A 19,020-nucleotide genomic window follows, 5' to 3' on the forward strand; every position below is an offset into this window, starting at 1 on the left:
CTGTTCGAGCCAGCCGAATGCAGAAACTTCTTCAAGGCTGCCGGATATGAGGCCAATTAATAGCGACACGCTTTAGCCTTTCCACAATGCGGGCCGTTTGTTGCCTTTTTACAGAAGATACGAAAACGCCGCTCGACCGGAAGGGAGCGGCGTTTACCAAGTGTGGTGTCCTACCCTAGACGAAACCCCGATTTGGTCGGGGCCGTCGGACTTGAACCGACGTTTCCAGCTTGTTCGCTATCAGTCTGTACGTGGTGTTTTCCTGTCGTCCTTGCAAGCGCCATCGGCGCAGCTTTGCAGGGTGTGCAAGCATAGTCGGAGTCGATACAATTCCATCCGAATTCCGTAATTGAACGACCGCTGCTTTCCGGCTTCCGTGACGCGCACACTCGCTGGTTCTGCCGTCAGCAACGTCATCAATCGACCGGTCGCGTTCGACGCGGCCCGGAACGGCGATGATGCAACGATATCCTGACTCGCCGTAACGGCAGACGCTGGCCCTGTCGCCTAACTTCTCCGCCACGGTTTTCAGTGGAGCCGCAAGCCCGCGCCGAAAAATATTAGAAACCCCGCTTCGGGGTTTCGTCTAGGGTAGGACACCACGCTTGGTAAACGCCGCTCCTTCCGGTCGAGCGGCGTTTTCGTATCTTCTGTAAAAGCGAACAATCGGGCCGCTGTGGAAGGGAGCCAACTTGATTAGCGTTGCCCCGGCGGCTGGTGCACGTCTTGACAGGGCGAAGTGTGTCTGTGGGTCTGAAACCCAAGGAAATGCTGCAGGCGGTGTGGATCGTTTCGGCCGCGGAAGCGTTCCTTTCGAGCCAAATGAACATCGGGAGGAATCGATGGTCGATCAGAACAGAGAAGATCGCATCCGCCAACGTGCATATGCGCTTTGGGAAATCGAAGGGAAGCCCCATGGCGCCGACTTGCGTTTTTGGGAACAGGCAATGAACGAGATCGACGAAGCGGACCTGCGGAAAGATTCGTCGGACACACAGCAGTCTGCCGGCGCAGGTCCAGCCATCGCAAAGCGGTCAAAGGATGCGAAAGGGCAGCCATGAAACGAAAACCCCGGCGCGAGGCTGGGGGCCTCGATCACCTGCCGCACCGATTGCGAGTACAGATCGACGACCTCTGGCAGCCAAACCCCGTCCGCGGTAAGATGAAACACAGCGGCGGGGCAACCAGCAAGGGAGTCCGCTATGAAAGTCAAAGACGCAATGCACAAGGGTGTCGACTGGGTCAGCCCCGAAACCCCTGTCACCGAACTAGCGAAGATGATGCGAGCCCAGGATATTGGCTCGATTCCTATCGGAGAGAACGACCGGTTGATCGGAATGGTGACCGACCGCGACATCGTCTGCAAAGGACTGGCGGAGGATGGTTTCGACAGCCGTACCGCGACGGCGCGCGATGTCATGACTGCCGGCATTCACTGCTGCCGCGAAGACGACGATCTGGCCAAGGCCATGCAGCACATGGAGGAACTAAAAATCCGCAGGTTGCCGGTGATCAACAAGAATATGCGGATGGTCGGCATCCTTAGCGTGGGCGACCTCGGTCAGTCGGCGCCGATGGAACTGGTGTCCGAATACGTCAAGAGCGTTTCCGCCCATCACCACTGAAAGAGTGGCTCCCCGGCGGATAGTCGATACCCGTCGGGCTTCGGTTCCGACGATTGCGGAACCCAACCGCAACTGTCGGCTGCATCCTTGGAAATGCCGCGTTTGCAGGACGAACTTATACTGCACCTGTACGCCGCTCTGGCGGAGAAGGAGCAGCGGCAAATATCGGAGCGCACTCGGTCCGCCCTCGCCTCGCGCAAAATTGCACCCTCTGCTTGCAGTGGCTGCATGCGGTTGCCTTTAACGCGATCCAGCCAGCTTTCGGTGAAGTCGGTCTGCCATAGCTGGTTAGGGGCCGTCGTCTTGTCCTTGAACTCGTTGGCAGCCTTCATGACGATGAAGGCCGGACTGTTGATTAGGTCGTGCGCCTTGAGCAGACGATAGACCGAAGCCTCATCGACGCTCGCCGCCGGGATCGGCGTCATGAAGTTTCGAGCGGGCATACTTCACTATGCCCTCAACCTTGCCCTTGTCGTTCCCCTTTGGCGCGAGCGCGCTAGCCGAAGAAGCTCTTGAATCAGTGATCCCACAATATCTCCTGGAGCATTTCCTCGACCGAGTACGGCGAAATTCCAAGTTCTCCAAATCCCGGCATCTCCGGCGATGACACGTTGTCGACCTGCATCAGTTCCACTTGATTCCGAGTGACGGGCGGGCTCGGGAGCATTTCGGCGAACCAAGCCAGCGCGTGCCAAGCGGCAAATGGGATTGGAATCAGTTTGGGCTTAAGACCGGCTTGGTGCGCAACGACTCCGAGAAATTCCTTGTAGGAGTAAATGCGGGGACCGCCGAACTCATACGTGATTGGATGCGTTTCCGTACCCTGCAGCGCCCTTGCGATCGCCTCCGCCACATCTTCCACATAGGCCGGCTGCAATCTCGTGAGGCCGCGGCCGAACATCGGATAGATTGGAAGCCGGCCGAGCAGCTTGAGGATGGTGGTGAGGAACGCGTCGTCCGGTCCGAACATCACTGCGGGGCGGATGAGTGTGGCGTCTGCAAACGCGGCCCGGACCGCCAGTTCGCCTTCGCCACGCTTGCGGATATAGAGCGAAGGCGAGGCAGCGTCGGAGCCGATTCCTGAAACGTGAGCGAGCCGTTCGACGCCAGCTCGGTGTGCTTGGGCTGCAACCCGCCGGGCTGACTCGACATGCACGGAATGAAAGGTCTCCTGTCCCTGTTCGACATAAAGACTGACCGCATTTACAACACCGTAAGCACCGGCAAGTGCATCGGCGATCGCCCGCTCATCGTGGATATTGGCTTCGACCGATTGAAGTTGCGGATCATCAGAACCAAACAGCTTCTTGGCCCGTTCCGGATGTCTTGATGCAATCCGAACGAAAAACTCACCATCGCGGAGATGCCGAACAACGCGGCGGCCGAGAAACCCGGTTCCACCGAACACGGTGACGACGCGATGGTTCATGGCAGCCATGGCTTAGACTTTGTCAGCTCATCTCGACCCGGCGGTTCAGGTCATGTGGGCGGCACACCTACTGACCACTATCTATCACTTGGGCTACCTCGTACAGATTGGGATCGATCTCGTCCGTCAACTGATCGAAATGACCCCACTCCTTGCGGAATTCCGGCGACTGATGAGCCGATCGCAGCAGATCGCGATTCTGCCATTGGACGTAGTTGACGATGCGCCGCCCGTCGAGGCTGCGATGCAGGCTGATTGAGATGAAGCCAGGCTGGCGCGCCATAAAGCGCGCTCGCTCGGTCATGACGGACAATGCCTCGGCCTGCTTGTCCGGTTCAGAATCGACGATGGTGATTTGGGTGACGCGCTGATTGTCGGTTCGGATGTGTGGCATAAACGACCTCACTTGATGGCAATGGATTTGCCGTGTCACTGCTGGCGGTCGTGGGGCCCCCCCGAGCGATCGAGCACCCGATCGATCTTGCTCGCCATGATGAAATCGTTCTCGTGCAGTCCTTTGATCTTCTTGGTGCTCAGGGAAACCGTCACATAACCCCAGCCGAAGCTGATGTCGGGGTGATGGCCTTCGGTTTCGGCGAGCTCACCGATCTCCTGAACAAGGGCGAGCGCGTCCCGGAAATTGCGGCATCGAAAGCTCCGTTGGATGCGGTGGGCATCGTCACCAAGCTCCCAATCTGGAGCCTGTGCCTGGAAGCGTTGGGCTTCATCACGCGTGAGCGGCGGGACGCCGCCGCGACAAGGCGTACATGTTTTCTTGGCAAGAGTATCGGTCATGTTCTTGTCTCCAAGACTATTTTTAGCAGCAAAAACGACAGCGACGAGCGCCTATCGATTGATCTCCCCGAACACGATGTCGAGCGAGGCGATGATCGCCAAGATATCGGCTCGCATGTGCCCGCGTGCTGGCCTTCCGTCGTCCTGGCTATAGTTCCAGGCGCCGCTCAGTAGTCCATTCCGCCCATTCCGCCCATACCTCCTGCGCCACCCATAGCGGGCGCATCCTTCTGCGAAATGTCCGCGATCATTGCTTCAGCGGTGATCAGGAGCGCGGCAATCGAGCCGGCATCCTGCAGGGCCGTCCGAACGACCTTGGCGGGGTCGACGATACCGGCCTTGATCATGTCGACGTAGAGTTCGGTCTGAGCATCGAAGCCCTGATTGGGGTCCTTTGTGTCCATCAGTTTTCCCACGACGATCGAGCCTTCGACGCCGGAATTCTCGGCGATCTGGCGGATGGGGGCTTCGAGCGCCCTCAGCACGATCGAAATGCCGGCCGTCACATCGGCATTGGCTCCCGTCAGCCCGTTAAGCGCCGACCTGGCGCGCAGCAACGCCACGCCACCACCCGGAACGATGCCTTCTTCCACCGCCGCACGCGTGGCGTTCAGCGCGTCGTCGATGCGGTCCTTCTTTTCCTTGACTTCCGTCTCGGTGGCGCCGCCGACGCGAATGACCGCGACGCCGCCGGAGAGCTTCGCCAGGCGTTCCTGCAGCTTCTCCTTGTCGTAGTCGGAGGTGGTTTCCTCGATCTGCAACTTGATCTGCTGGACGCGCGCCTGGATGGTGGCTTTCTCGCCGGCGCCGTCGATGATCGTGGTCGTGTCCTTTTCGATCAGCACGCGCTTGGCGCGGCCCAGCATGTCGATCGTGACGTTCTCGAGCTTGATGCCGAGGTCCTCGGAAATCATCTGGCCGGCGGTGAGCACCGCAATGTCTTCCAGCATCGCCTTGCGGCGGTCACCGAAGCCCGGCGCCTTGACCGCCGCGACCTTCAGGCCGCCGCGCAGCTTGTTGACGACCAACGTCGCCAGTGCCTCGCCTTCGACGTCCTCGGAGATGATCAGCAGCGGCTTGCCGCTTTGTACGACCGCTTCGAGGATCGGCAGCATCGCCTGCAGATTGCCGAGTTTCTTCTCGTGGATGAGCACATAGGGGTCTTCGAGCTCGACGCGCATCTTGTCGGCATTGGTGACGAAATAGGGTGAGAGATAGCCGCGATCGAACTGCATGCCCTCGACGACGTCGAGTTCGGTGTCGGCGGTCTTGGCTTCCTCGACGGTGATGACGCCGTCATTGCCGACCTTGTCCATCGCCTTGGCGATCATCTTGCCGACCGACTCGTCGCCATTGGCGGCGATTGTGCCGACCTGCGCGATCTCGTCCGAGGATTTGACTTTCCTGGCCCGGGCTTGAATGTCCTTCACCACGGCAGCCACAGCAAGGTCGATGCCGCGCTTGAGATCCATCGGATTCATGCCGGCGGCAACAAATTTGGTGCCTTCGCGCAGAATGCAAGCGGCAAGCACCGTCGCTGTCGTCGTGCCGTCGCCGGCGAGGTCGTTGGTCTTCGAGGCCACTTCGCGCACCATTTGCGCGCCCATGTTCTCGAACTTGTCGGAAAGCTCGATTTCCTTTGCGACGGCGACCCCGTCCTTGGTGATGCGCGGCGCGCCATAGGCCTTGTCGATGATGACGTTGCGGCCCTTGGGGCCGAGCGTCACCTTCACGGCATTGTTGAGGATCTCGACACCGCGCAGCATGCGGTCGCGGGCATCGGTAGCGAATTTGATTTCCTTGGCAGACATGATTTTACGTCCAGTTCAGTCTAGAAATTAGGAGAGCGCAAATCGCCCGGTCAGGCGGCTTTCTTGGCCGCTTTGGTCTTCTCGACGACGCCCATAATGTCGCTCTCCTTCATGATCAGGAGATCCTCGCCGTCGATCTTGACCTCGGTGCCGGACCATTTGCCGAACAGGATGAGATCGCCGGCCTTGACGTCGAGTGGGATCAGCGCGCCGCTTTCGTCACGCGAGCCTGGGCCGACGGCGATGACTTCGCCTTCCTGCGGCTTTTCCTTGGCGGTGTCTGGAATGATGATTCCGCCCTTGGATTTGTTGTCGCCTTCAGCGCGCCGAATGACGACGCGGTCGTGGAGTGGTCGGAATTTCATTGGGGGTTCTTTCTGCCGCCGCACATAGAGCGAGTGCAACACTTAACATAGCCCCTTTGGCACTCGAATGATAGGAGTGCCAAATTTTCCAGGCTTGCCTGGCGACGCGTCGGCGCGTTCATTCACCTGCCGGCAATCGCCCTGCAGAGTTCGGCGCGACAGATGGTGCAGCTCAGCCCAGCAGACCTTGACGCCGCTCTCGAAAAGGACCTTGGATAATCATGACCGCACCATCCCTCATGCAACGCAGCCTCCCCGCGTGGGGAGCGCTTGCCTGCGCTGCGGCGGCGGCTTTCCATGCGAGCCGCTTCAAAAATGCTGTGAAACGGCGCCGGCTTTATCCGACGAACGCGTCGCGCAACCGAGCGAAGATGCCGGGCTGTCTCCCGGTACGCACCGCACGGATGTGACGGGCGGCCGTTGCGGCGGTCACCGTTGCGCCAAAATGACAATAGCAGATGATCTCATGCAATTGCCTGTCGGTCAGCTCGAAGAACCGCTTCGCTTCGCCGTAGTTGTCGTTTTCCAACCCGGCGGCGCGGAGGACATGATCATGGAAAGCGATAGAAATCGGCGTGTCGTCGCCGCGCATGATCGCGCGCGCATTGGCCGGCTGGTACTCAGTCTGAGGCAGCGTCGAGAGGCGCCGGTCAGGGTTCCGTTCGAGGAGCTCCACCCAGCGTTCAAGACGTTCGCTGCGCGACATGGCCTGGCGCGGGTAGTCCTGATCGACCTCGGCGACGATCTGCAAGTGCTCAAGCGTCTGGTGCTTCATGTTGGCCTCCTATTCGGCGATAGTTGGTCCACCCATTTCCTACTTATACATGAGGGCAGCGTGACTCTAACGGATCGTGAAGTCCAATCACGATGATGCCTGGAGGGCTTCGTTCACGAAGATGTGGAGGCTTCGCAAAGATCCGGCCATTAATTTGGCGAACGCGGTCAAATGCGCGGCTGTTCGACGGATGTCGGTCTGGAGTCCGTGCCGATCGAGGTGATCGACGGGCAGAGTCCGTGCTCGAGTGGCCCGGCTCCATTGCTGGCCGGGCAGCGGGATCAAGGGAGTGGCAGTTTAGCTTCGAAACCGCCGAAGGCCGGGCTGATGCGAGTTCTCCGCCCGGTCGTTGGGCCCTTGTGGCTCCAGTGTACGATTTCCGGCACGACCTGGCCCTGGCTACTCCGTAGGATCGCAGTTTGTCCGTGTCGAAACCATTGTCGAAGTTACCTGGCCCGATGGCGGAGTGTTCCGGATTGCGCGCGATCCAAAGACCGGTCCGTCCAACAAGTTGAGCGGAAGCCATCTCAAAAACGATCCAGGCTGTGCGTCGTCAGGATGGTAGCCGAACCAGCGAAACAGCCAATCAGGTGTCCCTTCCTTCGACCTTTAGAGATGAGCGACCCATTTGCCCTCTGATAGGCAAACAGGCTGGATAAGGGTCTTTGAGAAGCGCGCACTTCGACCGCGCCGGCATGATCGCCAGCGGCTGCGACCGGCTGCTGCAGGCGTGCTCGACGAGTTAGCGTTGCGCCATGGATGTCAAAAGATCGGCGATGCCATCCAGCGGCCGTGTGATCGATGCGGCGCGCGTTATCCTGATCTTCCAGCACAGCTCCGCGCAGTTGCACCCCTAATTAGACCGTTTCGAGCCGACTGAACCGAACCGGGATGAGTTTCCGAGTCTTGAGTTGCCCTGCCGCATCCTTGTCGATGACAGTCAACAACTGTACTTTTTCAGATCCCACAGGCAGAACCATGCGCCCCCCTGGCTTGAGCTGCTCAAGCAAAGCCGGCGGCGTCGGCTCAGCCGCCACCGTGATCAGGATCTTGTCGAATGGGGCGTGCTCAGGCCAGCCGCGAGACCCGTCTCCGACACGAATGCCGACATTGGAGGTGCCGAGGCCCTGCAGGAGAGCCTCGGCATCGCTTGCGAATTCCTCGATGATTTCGACGCTCCAAACCTGCGAGGCGAGTTCCGCGAGGATTGCGGTTTGGTAGCCCAGGCCGGTGCCGATCTCGAGCACTGCCTCGTGCGGTTGGGGAGCAAGGAGATCGGTCATGAGAGCGACGATGAAGGGCTGCGAGATGGTCTTATCGAAGCCGATCGGCAGCGGCATGTCCTGGTAGGCATAAGGCGCGACCACGGCTGGAACGAAGAGATGCCGTGGCACCCGCCGCATCGCTGCCATCACCCGCTCATCGAGCGTCGCCTTGCCGAGTTCTTCGCTTGCAAGGTCGGCATGGATTGCAATCACCTCGACCATATGCCTGCGTAGAACCGCGAGGTGCTCTTCGTTCATCGGCTTCATGACGGTGGGCGTTCCTCAACCAGTCTGCTGCCTGATAGCCTTATAACCTCTTCGTCTTGTCACAGTAACCATATCGTCGAGAACGCGGCTTCGGTTGGAGCGGGTTGTACCGCCCTGCTATTTCGTCGCCGTCCTTGTTGCTCTCCCGTTCCTCGCACCGGGGGGTGAAACGGCGTGCGCATCAGAAGCTCGCCAGCCAGGCGACAACATCGATATAGCGGATCGCCAGCCAGTTGAGCACCAATGGGCCGAAGGCCAAAACGACGCCGAACCCTGCGCTGTCGCTCACCGGCTCCTTCCCGTGCTGATCGTGCGTGATCTGGTGATTGACGATGCCCGAATCTGGGCGAGCCAGCAGCGCTATTGTGGAGGGATAACGGGGGCCGGTTGGCGCCCGTGCGGTGAATGGAGTGGCGCCGATGCGGATCGGCACCTTACCTGCTCCGAAGCCGTGAGCTTTCGGAGCCCTGCTATCTCATCGGAGCCTGAGTTTCCTGGCAAGGCGTTCGGCCCATCCTCGGGGGGAGACCGGTAATTTGCTGGGGTAAATTCCGCCCCTTGATCGAGGTAATCCATTCGATCGTCGCCTCCATGACGAAAACGACCGTGTTGGATCGGACCTTGCTGCCAATCCCTGTAGACACTACCCCAGCAAAATTACCGGTCTCACGATTTACATGTCCAAGGCAACAGCTCCGAGGCACGGCTTTCACCATTGGGGCACATCTATGGCGGCCGAGGGCCACAACTAAGGGATACTCTTTGTTGCCATCAAGATGATCCTCCTTTGAGCAAACGGGGACGGAAAGATCATGCGCATGCTGACGACAATCGCCGTCCTTTTGGCACTCGGCGTGGCGTCGGCAGTTTACGCTCAATCCCCGGGCGCGCAACTTCCCCCAGATGTAACCCAGGCTCCGCCAACTTTGTGTGACCAGGCTTCACGAGCGTAGCGGTCATCGACATCGAGGATTTGCCTCCGGAAATTAGATCGGAGGTCGATGCCGTGATTACCCAAACGAGCTCGGAAGAGTAGTATATCCTGCAAGGTTCGATCGATGCGACGCCACCTGCCGTGTCGATGTCGGCAGCGGTCGGGCTGGATTCGTCGCATGTGGTCGCTGCCAACATCGGTGACGATGGCCCAGACGACGACTTGATTTGATCGTCGGTCAGGCGCCGCACTTTGCATCGGGCATTCGAGATCGACTGCGAACTACGAGGCCGGAAGGATCGCCATGGCCGAGGCCGCAATTCGCAACTTCACCATCAATTTCGGACCGCAGCATCCGGCCGCGCATGGTGTCTTGCGGCTCGTGCTTGAACTCGATGGCGAGGTCGTCAACCGCGTCGATCCGCATATCGGCCTGCTCCATCGCGGGACCGAGAAGCTCATAGAGCACAAGAACTATCTGCAGGCCCTGCCCTATTTCGACCGGCTCGACTACGTCGCGCCGATGAATCAGGAGCATGCATTCTGCCTCGCCGCCGAGAAGCTGCTCGAAATATCGGTTCCCAGGCGCGGACAGCTCATCCGTGTCCTTTTTTGCGAAATCGGCCGGCTTCTGTCGCACCTTCTCAATGTGACGACGCAAGCCATGGATATCGGTGCGCTGACCCCGCCGCTCTGGGGTTTTGCCGAGCGCGAGAAGCTGATGGTCTTCTACGAGCGCGCTTCCGGCGCCCGCATGCACGCGAATTATTTCCGGGTCGGCGGCGTGCATCAGGATCTGCCTCCGAAGCTTCTGGACGACATCTGGGATTTCTGTGACCCGTTCCTCAAGGTCTGCGACAATCTCGAAGTGCTGCTCACAGACAACCGCATCTTCAAGCAACGCAACGTCGATATCGGCGTGATCGGTCTTGACGATGCCTGGGCTTGGGGCTTCTCCGGCGTGATGGTACGCGGATCGGGCGCGGCCTGGGATTTGCGCAAGGCGCAGCCATATGAATGTTACCCCGAGATGGATTTCGACATTCCCATCGGCAAGAACGGGGACTGCTATGACCGCTATCTCGTCCGCATGGAGGAAATGCGCCAGTCGGTGCGGATCATGAAGCAATGCCTGGAAAAATTACGGTCGTCGGAAGGCCGGGGCCCGGTCGCGCTTCCAAATCAAAAGATCACGCCACCGTCGCGTGCCGAGATGAAACGCTCGATGGAAGCGACGATCCATCATTTCAAACTTTACACGGAAGGGCATCACGTGCCCGCCGGAGAGGTATACGCTGCGGTCGAAGCACCGAAGGGTGAGTTCGGCGTATATCTGATTTCCGATGGCAGCAATGTTCCGTACCGATGCAAGATCCGAGCACCCTCCTTCGCCCATCTGCAGGCAATGGATTTCTTGTGTCGGGGCCACATGATCGCCGATGTCTCCGCGATCATTGGTTCGCTCGACATCGTGTTCGGAGAGATCGATCGTTAAGCCGAGTTGCACATCTCGGCTGCTGGAAGATAGGCCTCCAATCGCAGGATCATCCGTGGTTTATCGAAGTCGCGCAAAAAAGGCCCGCCGGGAGTGGGTCTCTGGCCTGCTGCCCTGAGAAGTCACCTGCGCAGACGGGGGCGGCGTCTTTCATTTTTGGGGTAACAACTTATCGCCCTGCTGGCCGGTCGTCCTCCGAGGACGGCATCCCTTCCCCCATGATGCAAATCCGCATACAGGAGATGCTAAACTGATGACCTTGCAGGAAGGTGTAGTCATGAGACCGTATTCGACCACTCGTCGTCCGGTCACCTCGGAGCGCATCGGACGAGCTCTCGACCGCGTTGCAGAAATCATTGTCGCGCGAGGCGGCCAAGGCGAGGCATGGCTTCCGCTATACGATTACCTGGAGGGCGCTATGCAGGATCTTCAGGCGAAGGAAACACGCCTCGCCGCAGTGCGCGAGCGATTCAAACAGTCTAAGGGTTGAACGAGGCGCGACCTTCGGTTGTCAATCGTTACGCAGTGCCTAGGAGCGGTCATTGTGTGGTCGCCCCGACTTTCTCCGCAGTCGCGGCCGGAATGAAGACCTTCTTCCCCGACCTGCCGCTCAACAGCGGTTTCTATCGCACCTTCGAGATTTCGGCACCGGCCAACAGCATCGTCAGCGCTCAATGGCCGGTCGCCGTCACGCGCTTCCTGATGCCCTTCGAAAAAATCATGAATGCGATCTTTGAGATATGGTCGAAGATACTACCCGAGCGCGCCATCGCCTGCTCCTTCAACCTCGAATATCTGCTGACCGGCGGCTATGACCGGCGGCAGGAAGAGAAACCGATATTCATGTCCTACGACTGGCTTCCGGGCGGATGGGGGGGACGGAACGGCAAGGATGGCTGCAACGTCACCACGGCCTGCTTTGGTACTGGTCTCATGGCACAGCCCGTGGAGGGGCAAGAAAGGGTCAACCCGATCCTGACAACCCGGTTTGAGATCAACACAGACTCGGCCGGGCCAGGCAAATGGCGCGGCGGCGTAGGCGTTCAGAAAACATCTGTGTTGCTTGAGGCCGACAAGACTGTCATTTCCTACATATGCGACCGTGAGCGCGCTGTGGTCTGGGGTATTGAGGGTGGACTTCCCTCCATGCCGCACGGACTAACGCTGCGTCGAACTGGCACGCAACAAGACGATTGGCTGGGCTCCGTGTTCTCGGATGTCGCGCTGAATGAAGGCGACATCTTTTCGCGACCGACGGCGGGCGGCGGCGGGTTCGGCGATCCCCTGCAGCGCGACCCCGATCAGGTCAAGGAGGATGTGATTGACGAATATGTTTCGGTGGAGCGTGCACGCAAAGACTACGGCGTCGTTCTGGAAACGATCGACAAGGATCTGTGCGAATATGCCGTCGACGTGGCTGCCACGGAAAAGGAACGCGAAACCATCCGTGCGTCGCGGCATGGGTGGGCGCGGACCGATCCAAATGAGGTGGCCAAGATGTTTCAGGCTGGAGACGTCGACACGCTTGATGTTATTCGCAAATACGCTGTGATCCTCGACTGGAAGACGGGTGAATTGCTTCCCAATTCGACCGCTCAGTTCCGCGAAATGTTCCAGAAACGCACTGTAGCGCACTGGAGTTAGCTTGATTCATCGCGCCGCGCACCGCCAACACGCGTGATCGCAGCGGCATGGACGCCGCGGAGGTCGAGGGCGTGCGAGATCTGGCGCTCCTGAACAACAGTAGCACGCTGACGCTAGGTATTTCGATCAGGGGAATCACGCCATCATGGAAAATCGTGGATGGGCGCCTAGCAGACCCCACCGATTTACACGCCATTGCCCTACGCCGTGCTGACGGCGCTTTACTTGCACGGTCAGCCACGTTTTAGTCTTGCACGTTGTTTGGAAGGAGCGCGGGAAGCGATCAAAGGCAATTGGCGCGGGCACGCTAGCGAACGGCGATAACCCGGCGCAGCTGCGCTATTTCCGCCGACTTCCCCTACTCCCACTCGATCGTCCCTGGCGGCTTCGAAGTCACGTCGTAGACGACGCGGTTGATGCCCTTGACCTCGTTGATGATGCGGGTGGCGGCGGCGGCGAGGAAGTTCATGTCGTAGTGGTAGAAGTCGGCGGTCATGCCGTCGACCGAGGTGACGGCGCGGAGCGCGCAGACGAATTCGTAGGTGCGGCCGTCGCCCATCACGCCGACGGTCTGCACCGGCAAAAGCACGGCGAAAGCCTGCCAGATGGCGTCGTAGAGGCCGGCCTTGCGGATCTCGTCGAGATAGATGGCGTCGGCCTCGCGCAGGATCTCGAGCTTCTCGCGGGTGATGCCGCCTGGGCAGCGGATGGCGAGGCCCGGGCCCGGGAAGGGATGGCGGCCAATAAAACTTTCGGGCAGGCCGAGCTCCTTGCCGAGCGCCCTCACCTCATCCTTGAACAGCTCGCGCAGCGGCTCGACCAGCTGCATGTTCATGCGCGCCGGCAGGCCGCCGACATTGTGGTGCGACTTGATGGTCACCGACGGGCCGCCGGTGAAGGAGACGCTTTCGATGACGTCGGGATAGAGTGTGCCTTGCGCCAGGAAATCGGCACCGCCTAATTTCTTGGCCTCTTCCTCGAACACTTCGATGAAGAGCCGGCCGATGGTCTTGCGCTTCTTCTCGGGGTCGGACTCGCCTTCCAGCGCCGAGATGAATTTTTCCGAAGCGTCGACCAGGATCAGCGGCAGATTGTAGTGCTGGCGGAACATCGCCACCACGCCCGCGGCCTCATCCTTGCGCATCAGACCATGGTCGACGAGGATGCAGGTGAGCTGGTCGCCGATCGCTTCGTGGATCAACAACGCGGCGACGGAAGAATCCACACCACCCGACAGCGCGCAAATGACCTTGCCCTTGCCGACCTGCTTGCGGATGGTCTCGACGGCATGCTCGCGATAGGCGCGCATGGTCCAGTCGCCTTCGATGCCGGCGATGTTGTGGACGAAGTTCCTGAGCAGCCTGGCGCCGTCCGGCGTATGAACCACTTCGGGGTGGAACATGATGCCGTACATCTTGCGCGCGACATTGCCGAAGATGGCGAAGGGCGAGCCTTCCGACTTGCCGAAGACCTCAAAACCCTTGGGCAGCGAGATGACGCGGTCGCCATGGCTCATCCACACCTGGTGGCGCTGGCCGGGCGCCCACAGGCCTTCGAACAGCGGGCTGTCCTTCTCGATCTCGACGAAGGCGCGGCCGAATTCGCGATGGTTTGAGCTTTCGGCAACGCCGCCCATCTGCACGCACAGCGCCATCTGGCCGTAACAGATGCCGAGCACCGGCACGCCGGCATCGAAGACGATCTGCGGCGCGCGCGGGCTGCCTATGTCCGATGTCGAGGCGGGACCGCCAGACAGGATCACGGCTTTGGGATTTATGCGCGTGAAGGCAGCTTCGGCCGATTGGAACGGCACGATCTCGGAAAACACGCCGGCCTCGCGGATGCGGCGGGCGATGAGCTGCGTAAACTGGCTGCCGAAATCGACAATCAGGACTGTATCGGGATGATTGGCTGTCGTCATGGCGAGCCTTTAGAGAAAGAAACGAGTCGGCGCAATGGGTTGCGAGGCCGCACTGTTACTGAACTTCGGTGTCTTTGTCGGCGGCAGCCGCCGGTCCCACGTCCAGGATCCGTAAAGCGTCCATCAGCGCTGCGAAGCGCTGCTGGCCGATGCGCTCGACATAGCGCCGTTCGATCTGCAGCTTGATGCTGTCACCGTCGCGCAAAGCGGCCAGACCCTTGCGCGTATAGCCAACAAGCTTGCCGCGTCCATCCTGCGGATCGGGCAGGCGCTGCACCACGCCTTCCGCCTCCAGCCCGTCGAGCAATTGCTGGACCGCCTGCTTGGAGATCGCCGAGCGATCGATCAGAGCAGCCTGGCGAATCCCGTCGCGGGCAATGTGCCCCAGCAGCCCAGCGCGCGCTTCCGTAAACCAGCCGTGACCGGCAGCGCGCATTGCGGCGGCGAATTCGGCCTGCCAGGCGCGACTCGCCTGCCACAGGCGCCAACCGATGTGATCGGGCAGTGCTTCGGTTTTTTCGTCAAGCTCCTTGACCACTTTGCCTTCACTCCATATAGTCAAGATACTTGACGATTTTCCTTGCGTCGAGTGCGTTTGGACTCAAACCTCGGACAGGAACAATGACCATTCTAAACAAGGATACGCTGGCCATTATCATGATCGGCACCACGCATGTCATCGACATGGGCGGCAAGAGCGCGTTCATCCACTACGAAACCGCAGACAGGGCGCACATGCTGCTGCCGGACGGCACCCGCTTCCACGGCCAATGGAACCTGCTGGACGACGGCTACAAGGTCGAATGGACGGATGGCCCGGCCGGTTCCTGGAAACTCGAGCACACGACCGGCGCAATCGACTATGTCGATGCTACCGGAACCGTGCGCGGGCGCATCGCGCGCATCGATTTCGGCGACCCCGCCAGCCTGGCGGCCTGATCAGTAGAGTCAGGCGCTGAGCAAACCGTCGTCGATCGCTTGGTCGAGCAGCCCGACCGCATCCGCCAGCTTCTCGTCGATGACATGCAGATATTCAGTCCAGTCGCCAACATGCCGCAGGTCAACCGCGCCGTCGGAAATGCCGCGCAGGCCGATCAGCGGGATGGCGAACAGCTGGCAGGCGCGCAGGCAAGCGAAGGTCTCCATGTCGACCATATCGGCGGTGATTGCGTCATAGGCGCCGCCCGTGATGATGGCGCCGCCGGTCGACAGGCTGGCCTCCTTGATGTCGGGAATCCGGAACGGCAGTGGCACAGTCACCGGCAGGTCGAGGAACGGCGTCGCGCCCTTCTCGAACCCGAAGGGCGAGGCGTCGATGTCGCGATAGCTGACCGAGACGGCCTGGTAGATTTCCGTCTGCTCAAGGGTGCGGCTGCCGGCGGAGCCGAGCGAAACGACGAGATCGGGCAGCGTCTTCTCGGATTTCAGCCAGGACAGCTCGGCGCCGAGGCGCACGCCTGCCTCGACCGGGCCGACGCCCGTCATCAGCGGCGTGAACAGTTTCTGCAGATGCGGACCGTACTCAGCCTGCGCGGCCATGACGAAGAGGACATTTTTGCCGCCAATGCGCGTAATTTTGGCCATCAGCCTGCAATCCCGTCACGCCCGACCACCGTCATCATCGTCCCGGTCATTGTGGCGATCAGCTTGGCCTCGCCGTCGGCGGCAAAGGCATAGGCCTGGCCGTCGGCGACGATGATGGTGCGGCCGGGCTTGGTCACCGAGCCGCGGAACAGGAAACGCTCGCCCCTGCCCGGCGCCAAAAGATTGACCTTGAACTCGATGGTCAACACACCGGAATTTTCCGGCATCAGCGAAAACGCGGCGTAGCCGCAGGCCGAGTCCAGCGCCGTCGAAATCACACCAGCGTGCAGGAAACCATGCTGCTGGGTGAGTGCCGCCGAATAGGGCATTTCGATCTCGATGATGCCCGGCGTCACCAGCGTCAGTTCGGCGCCGATGGTCGCCATCGCCTGCTGGCGCGCGAAGGACGCCTTGACGCGATCCTCGTAGTCGGGAGCCGGTACGATCTTTGCTGCTGTCATGGCTGTCGCCCTGATTGATCTGCAGAAGCTTATCGCAGAGGCTGGAACGGCAGGCAAATGCTTTTGCTGCACTGCAGCAATCGGCGCTTCCCTGCCGCCAGGCAATGCAAGCCGGCTGGCGTCAGCCGATTTGCGGCAAGGCTCAGGCCGCCCGGCGCAGCGCGCAGAAGTAGAATCCGTCGGTGCCGCTGAGCGCCGGCGACAGCGAGATGTCGCCTGCTTTTCCGATCCGAGCGGCGGCCGCATGGCCGGGGAATTGGACGTCCCAGAGTGCGCGATGATCGACCGGGACAAAGCCTTTGTGACGCTCGCTGAAGGCGGCGATCTGCTCGCCATTCTCCTCGTCGAACACCGAACAGGTGATATAGGCCAAGAGGCCACCTGGTTTGACATACGCCTTGGCGGCATCGAGGATCGCCGACTGTTCGCCCTTGCGGGCATCGAGCTGTCTCTGTGTCAGCCGCCATTTGGCATCGGGACGGCGCCGCCAGGTACCGCTGCCGGTGCAGGGCGCATCGACGAGCACGATGTCCATATGGCCCGCGAGCGGGCTAAGTTCGGCCGGCTTGGTGACCACCTGCACGTTGCGGTTTTCCGAACGGCGGATGCGGTCGAAGATCGGCGCCAGCCGCGCCTTTTCCGCATCGTGGGCAAAGACCTGGCCTTTGTTGGCCATCGCCGCCGACAGCGCCAGCGTCTTGCCGCCGGCGCCGGCGCAGAAGTCGAGCACCTGCATGCCGGCTTGTGCCCCGGCGAGTGCGGCGACGATCTGCGAGCCCTCGTCCTGGACTTCGAACCAGCCTTTCTGGAAGGCCGGCTCCGCCTGCACGTTCGGGTGCCGGCCATCGCCGTCGATCGGCGGAATGCGGATGCCTTGCAGCGCGATAGCGGCCGGTTTGGCGCCGGTGTCGGCGAGTTCCACCAGCACCTTAGCGCGGTCGGCCTGCAGCGTGTTTACCCTTATATCGAGCGGCGGGCGAGTGGCCAGAGCTGCGCCCTCCTCGACCCAGCCTGCGCCAAAGGCTCGTTCGAACAGCGGCGCGCACCAGTCGGGCACGTCTGCCCGCACCGCATCCGGCGCGTCTTCAGGCCGGCGCTCGGCCAGCACCTGCAACTCGCCGGCACTGAGCAGCGGCGGCGCGAACTTGTCGCCGTCGAGCGCATCGTTGAGCGATTGCGCCGTCTGGCCCCATTCGATGAGCAGCGCACCGAAGCCGATGGCACGTGGCGTGTCTTCACCCAGCAGCCAGCCGGCGGAACGCTTGTGGCGCAGCGCGTCGTAGACGATGTTGCCGATCGCCGCGCGGTCGCCGCCGCCGGCGAAACGATGCGACAGGCCCCAATCCTTCAGCGCATCGGCCACCGGCCGATGGCGCCGGCCGATGTCTTCCAGCACTTCAATGGCTGCCGCCAGCCGTCCACCCAGTCGCATCCGTCATTCCATTCAATCAAGCTTCCCGGCTTGCTCTTAGAGCCTTTCACGTCGAGATTGAACCCCGCTCGCATTCGCGGCAACGAGGCCACCCCGATCGCGGTCGGCGAATTTCCCGGCCGGCAAATGTCCGCCCGCCGGCGACAACAAATCCCAAATAGATGCAGGGTCTCTAATGTTGGAAATTGGCCGCCGCAAGCATGACCTGTGGCGCAACTGCTCTGCTTTCCAAGCTTTTGCGTTGGGAATACTCTCTGCGGCATGATTCGCGGCGCAGAAAACGCGGACCCGCGGATCGATACGAGGAGAGGGCAATGAAAACGTATCTTGCGGAAGTTCTAGGGACATTTCTGTTGGTGTTCATCGGCACGGCGTCGGTAGCGACGGGCGGCTTCCTGGCCGACCTGCCGCTCGGCCAGGAAGCCATCGGCCTGGCGTTCGGCATCGGCCTGATTGCGGCTGCCTATGCGGTCGGCCCGATTTCCGGCGCGCATCTCAATCCAGCCGTCACACTCGGTGTCTTCCTTGCCGGCCGGCTGCCGGCCAAGGATGTGATCCCCTATTGGATCGCGCAGGTCATCGGCGCCATCCTGGCCTCGCTGGCGCTGTGGATCATCGTTTCCGGCCAGACCGGCGGACACACCACCGGCTTCGGCGCCAATGGCTGGGACGTGGCGAAATGGGGGATGAGCTCGGCCTTCCTGTGGGAGCTGATCGGCACCTTTACCTTCGTCACCGTCATCCTCGGCGTCACCGCGGAAAAGCACTCGACGGCGTTCGCCGGGCTGGTCATCGGCCTGACCTTGGCAGGGCTGCACTTCGCCATGATCCCGGTGACCGGCACCTCGGTCAATCCGGCACGTTCGATCGGCCCGGCGCTGTTTACCGGCGGCGCCGCACTCAGCCAGCTCTGGCTATTCATCGTCGCGCCGCTGATCGGTGGCGCCATTGCCGGCGTCGTCGCCAAGGCGCGCATCTTCGAAAAGGACTGATTTTCGAAGACTGATTATGCAAAAAGGCGCGGGCCACGGCCCGCGCCCTCAGACTGCTGACAAACCTCTCGGCAGGGTCAACCGGCTTCAGATTCACGGAACGTCACAGATTCAGATCGCGAACAAACTGGAATCAAAACCCCTCGATTTTGACTGCTGCCAAAAACCGAGGGGTTTGTAATCAATCTGAAGGCGCGGGCCACGGCCCGGGCGCGGTGTGTGGTG

20 protein-coding genes and 1 pseudogene are annotated in these 19,020 nt (G+C 60.8%); 7 read left to right on the plus strand and 14 right to left on the minus strand.

Annotated elements, in window-relative coordinates:
* Positions 1–842: 842 nt before the first annotated feature.
* Positions 843–1,061 carry a DUF2934 domain-containing protein gene (locus FJV77_RS31570; RefSeq protein ID WP_142870246.1) on the plus strand — a complete coding sequence of 73 codons (219 nt, stop codon included), beginning with the start codon at positions 843–845 and terminating at the stop codon, positions 1,059–1,061.
* A gap of 141 nt (positions 1,062–1,202) precedes the next feature.
* Positions 1,203–1,625, plus strand: a complete 423-nt coding sequence (locus FJV77_RS31575; RefSeq protein WP_142870247.1) for a CBS domain-containing protein — start codon at positions 1,203–1,205, stop codon at positions 1,623–1,625.
* Between the two features lie 263 nt (positions 1,626–1,888).
* On the opposite strand, the pseudogene FJV77_RS33200 reads toward FJV77_RS31575, so the two are convergent.
* The 9 genes and pseudogenes from FJV77_RS33200 to FJV77_RS31625 all read right to left on the minus strand — a co-directional run.
* A pseudogene (locus FJV77_RS33200) lies at positions 1,889–2,026 on the minus strand (IS3 family transposase); the annotation flags it as partial.
* A 116-nt stretch (positions 2,027–2,142) separates the two neighbouring features.
* Complete coding sequence (locus FJV77_RS31585; protein WP_142870248.1) at positions 2,143–3,063, minus strand: complex I NDUFA9 subunit family protein; 921 nt, start codon at positions 3,061–3,063, stop codon at positions 2,143–2,145.
* Between the two features lie 58 nt (positions 3,064–3,121).
* Positions 3,122–3,448 (minus strand): antibiotic biosynthesis monooxygenase family protein, encoded by a 327-nt coding sequence (locus FJV77_RS31590; RefSeq protein WP_142870249.1) that lies wholly within the window; start codon positions 3,446–3,448, stop codon positions 3,122–3,124.
* Between the two features lie 35 nt (positions 3,449–3,483).
* Complete coding sequence (locus tag FJV77_RS31595) at positions 3,484–3,849, minus strand: 4a-hydroxytetrahydrobiopterin dehydratase (protein ID WP_142870250.1); 366 nt, start codon at positions 3,847–3,849, stop codon at positions 3,484–3,486.
* Between the two features lie 167 nt (positions 3,850–4,016).
* Entirely contained in the window at positions 4,017–5,660 is a 1,644-nt protein-coding gene (gene groL / locus FJV77_RS31605) for a chaperonin GroEL (RefSeq protein WP_142870251.1), read from the minus strand.
* 50 nt (positions 5,661–5,710) lie between these two features.
* Complete coding sequence (locus tag FJV77_RS31610) at positions 5,711–6,025, minus strand: co-chaperone GroES (RefSeq protein ID WP_142870252.1); 315 nt, start codon at positions 6,023–6,025, stop codon at positions 5,711–5,713.
* A gap of 337 nt (positions 6,026–6,362) precedes the next feature.
* Positions 6,363–6,800, minus strand: a complete 438-nt coding sequence (locus FJV77_RS31615) for a hypothetical protein (RefSeq protein ID WP_142870253.1) — start codon at positions 6,798–6,800, stop codon at positions 6,363–6,365.
* Positions 6,801–7,657: 857 nt separating this feature from the next.
* The gene (locus FJV77_RS31620) at positions 7,658–8,332 is read right to left on the minus strand and encodes a protein-L-isoaspartate(D-aspartate) O-methyltransferase (RefSeq protein ID WP_142870254.1); all 675 of its coding nucleotides are present in this window, start codon (positions 8,330–8,332) and stop codon (positions 7,658–7,660) included.
* Positions 8,333–8,513: 181 nt separating this feature from the next.
* Positions 8,514–8,765 carry a hypothetical protein gene (locus FJV77_RS31625; RefSeq protein WP_142870255.1) on the minus strand — a complete coding sequence of 84 codons (252 nt, stop codon included), beginning with the start codon at positions 8,763–8,765 and terminating at the stop codon, positions 8,514–8,516.
* A gap of 805 nt (positions 8,766–9,570) precedes the next feature.
* Here FJV77_RS31625 and FJV77_RS31635 point away from each other — a divergent pair.
* The 3 genes from FJV77_RS31635 to FJV77_RS31645 all read left to right on the plus strand — a co-directional run bounded on the left by FJV77_RS31635 (position 9,571) and on the right by FJV77_RS31645 (position 12,405).
* Positions 9,571–10,761, plus strand: a complete 1,191-nt coding sequence (locus tag FJV77_RS31635; protein ID WP_142870256.1) for an NADH-quinone oxidoreductase subunit D — start codon at positions 9,571–9,573, stop codon at positions 10,759–10,761.
* Between the two features lie 253 nt (positions 10,762–11,014).
* The gene (locus FJV77_RS31640; RefSeq protein ID WP_142870257.1) at positions 11,015–11,251 is read left to right on the plus strand and encodes a hypothetical protein; all 237 of its coding nucleotides are present in this window, start codon (positions 11,015–11,017) and stop codon (positions 11,249–11,251) included.
* A gap of 56 nt (positions 11,252–11,307) precedes the next feature.
* Positions 11,308–12,405: a hydantoinase B/oxoprolinase family protein gene (locus FJV77_RS31645; protein WP_281408615.1), complete on the plus strand. Its 1,098-nt coding sequence runs from the start codon at positions 11,308–11,310 to the stop codon at positions 12,403–12,405.
* A 358-nt stretch (positions 12,406–12,763) separates the two neighbouring features.
* Here FJV77_RS31645 and guaA read toward each other — a convergent pair whose 3' ends face one another.
* Together guaA and FJV77_RS31655 are read right to left on the minus strand one after the other, a co-directional pair.
* Entirely contained in the window at positions 12,764–14,326 is a 1,563-nt protein-coding gene (gene guaA / locus FJV77_RS31650; RefSeq protein ID WP_142870259.1) for a glutamine-hydrolyzing GMP synthase, read from the minus strand.
* A gap of 55 nt (positions 14,327–14,381) precedes the next feature.
* Entirely contained in the window at positions 14,382–14,888 is a 507-nt protein-coding gene (locus FJV77_RS31655; RefSeq protein WP_246691445.1) for a MarR family winged helix-turn-helix transcriptional regulator, read from the minus strand.
* 59 nt (positions 14,889–14,947) lie between these two features.
* On the opposite strand from FJV77_RS31655, the gene FJV77_RS31660 reads away from it, so the two are divergent.
* Positions 14,948–15,265 carry a hypothetical protein gene (locus tag FJV77_RS31660; RefSeq protein ID WP_142870260.1) on the plus strand — a complete coding sequence of 106 codons (318 nt, stop codon included), beginning with the start codon at positions 14,948–14,950 and terminating at the stop codon, positions 15,263–15,265.
* Between the two features lie 9 nt (positions 15,266–15,274).
* Here the strand turns inward: FJV77_RS31660 and FJV77_RS31665 are convergent, their stop codons facing one another.
* The 3 genes from FJV77_RS31665 to FJV77_RS31675 all read right to left on the minus strand — a co-directional run bounded on the left by FJV77_RS31665 (position 15,275) and on the right by FJV77_RS31675 (position 17,803).
* The gene (locus tag FJV77_RS31665; protein ID WP_185970494.1) at positions 15,275–15,910 is read right to left on the minus strand and encodes a 5'-methylthioadenosine/S-adenosylhomocysteine nucleosidase; all 636 of its coding nucleotides are present in this window, start codon (positions 15,908–15,910) and stop codon (positions 15,275–15,277) included.
* Positions 15,910–16,371: a PaaI family thioesterase gene (locus FJV77_RS31670; protein WP_142870262.1), complete on the minus strand. Its 462-nt coding sequence runs from the start codon at positions 16,369–16,371 to the stop codon at positions 15,910–15,912. Before FJV77_RS31670 ends, FJV77_RS31665 begins: the two co-directional genes overlap by 1 nt.
* A gap of 142 nt (positions 16,372–16,513) precedes the next feature.
* Positions 16,514–17,803 carry an RsmB/NOP family class I SAM-dependent RNA methyltransferase gene (locus FJV77_RS31675; protein ID WP_142870263.1) on the minus strand — a complete coding sequence of 430 codons (1,290 nt, stop codon included), beginning with the start codon at positions 17,801–17,803 and terminating at the stop codon, positions 16,514–16,516.
* 314 nt (positions 17,804–18,117) lie between these two features.
* Between FJV77_RS31675 and FJV77_RS31680 the strand changes: the two genes are divergently transcribed.
* Positions 18,118–18,795: an MIP family channel protein gene (locus tag FJV77_RS31680; RefSeq protein ID WP_112562434.1), complete on the plus strand. Its 678-nt coding sequence runs from the start codon at positions 18,118–18,120 to the stop codon at positions 18,793–18,795.
* Positions 18,796–19,020 lie beyond the last annotated feature (225 nt).

Source organism: Mesorhizobium sp. WSM4306 (assembly GCF_007003975.1).
Classification (GTDB): Bacteria; Pseudomonadota; Alphaproteobacteria; order Rhizobiales; family Rhizobiaceae; genus Mesorhizobium.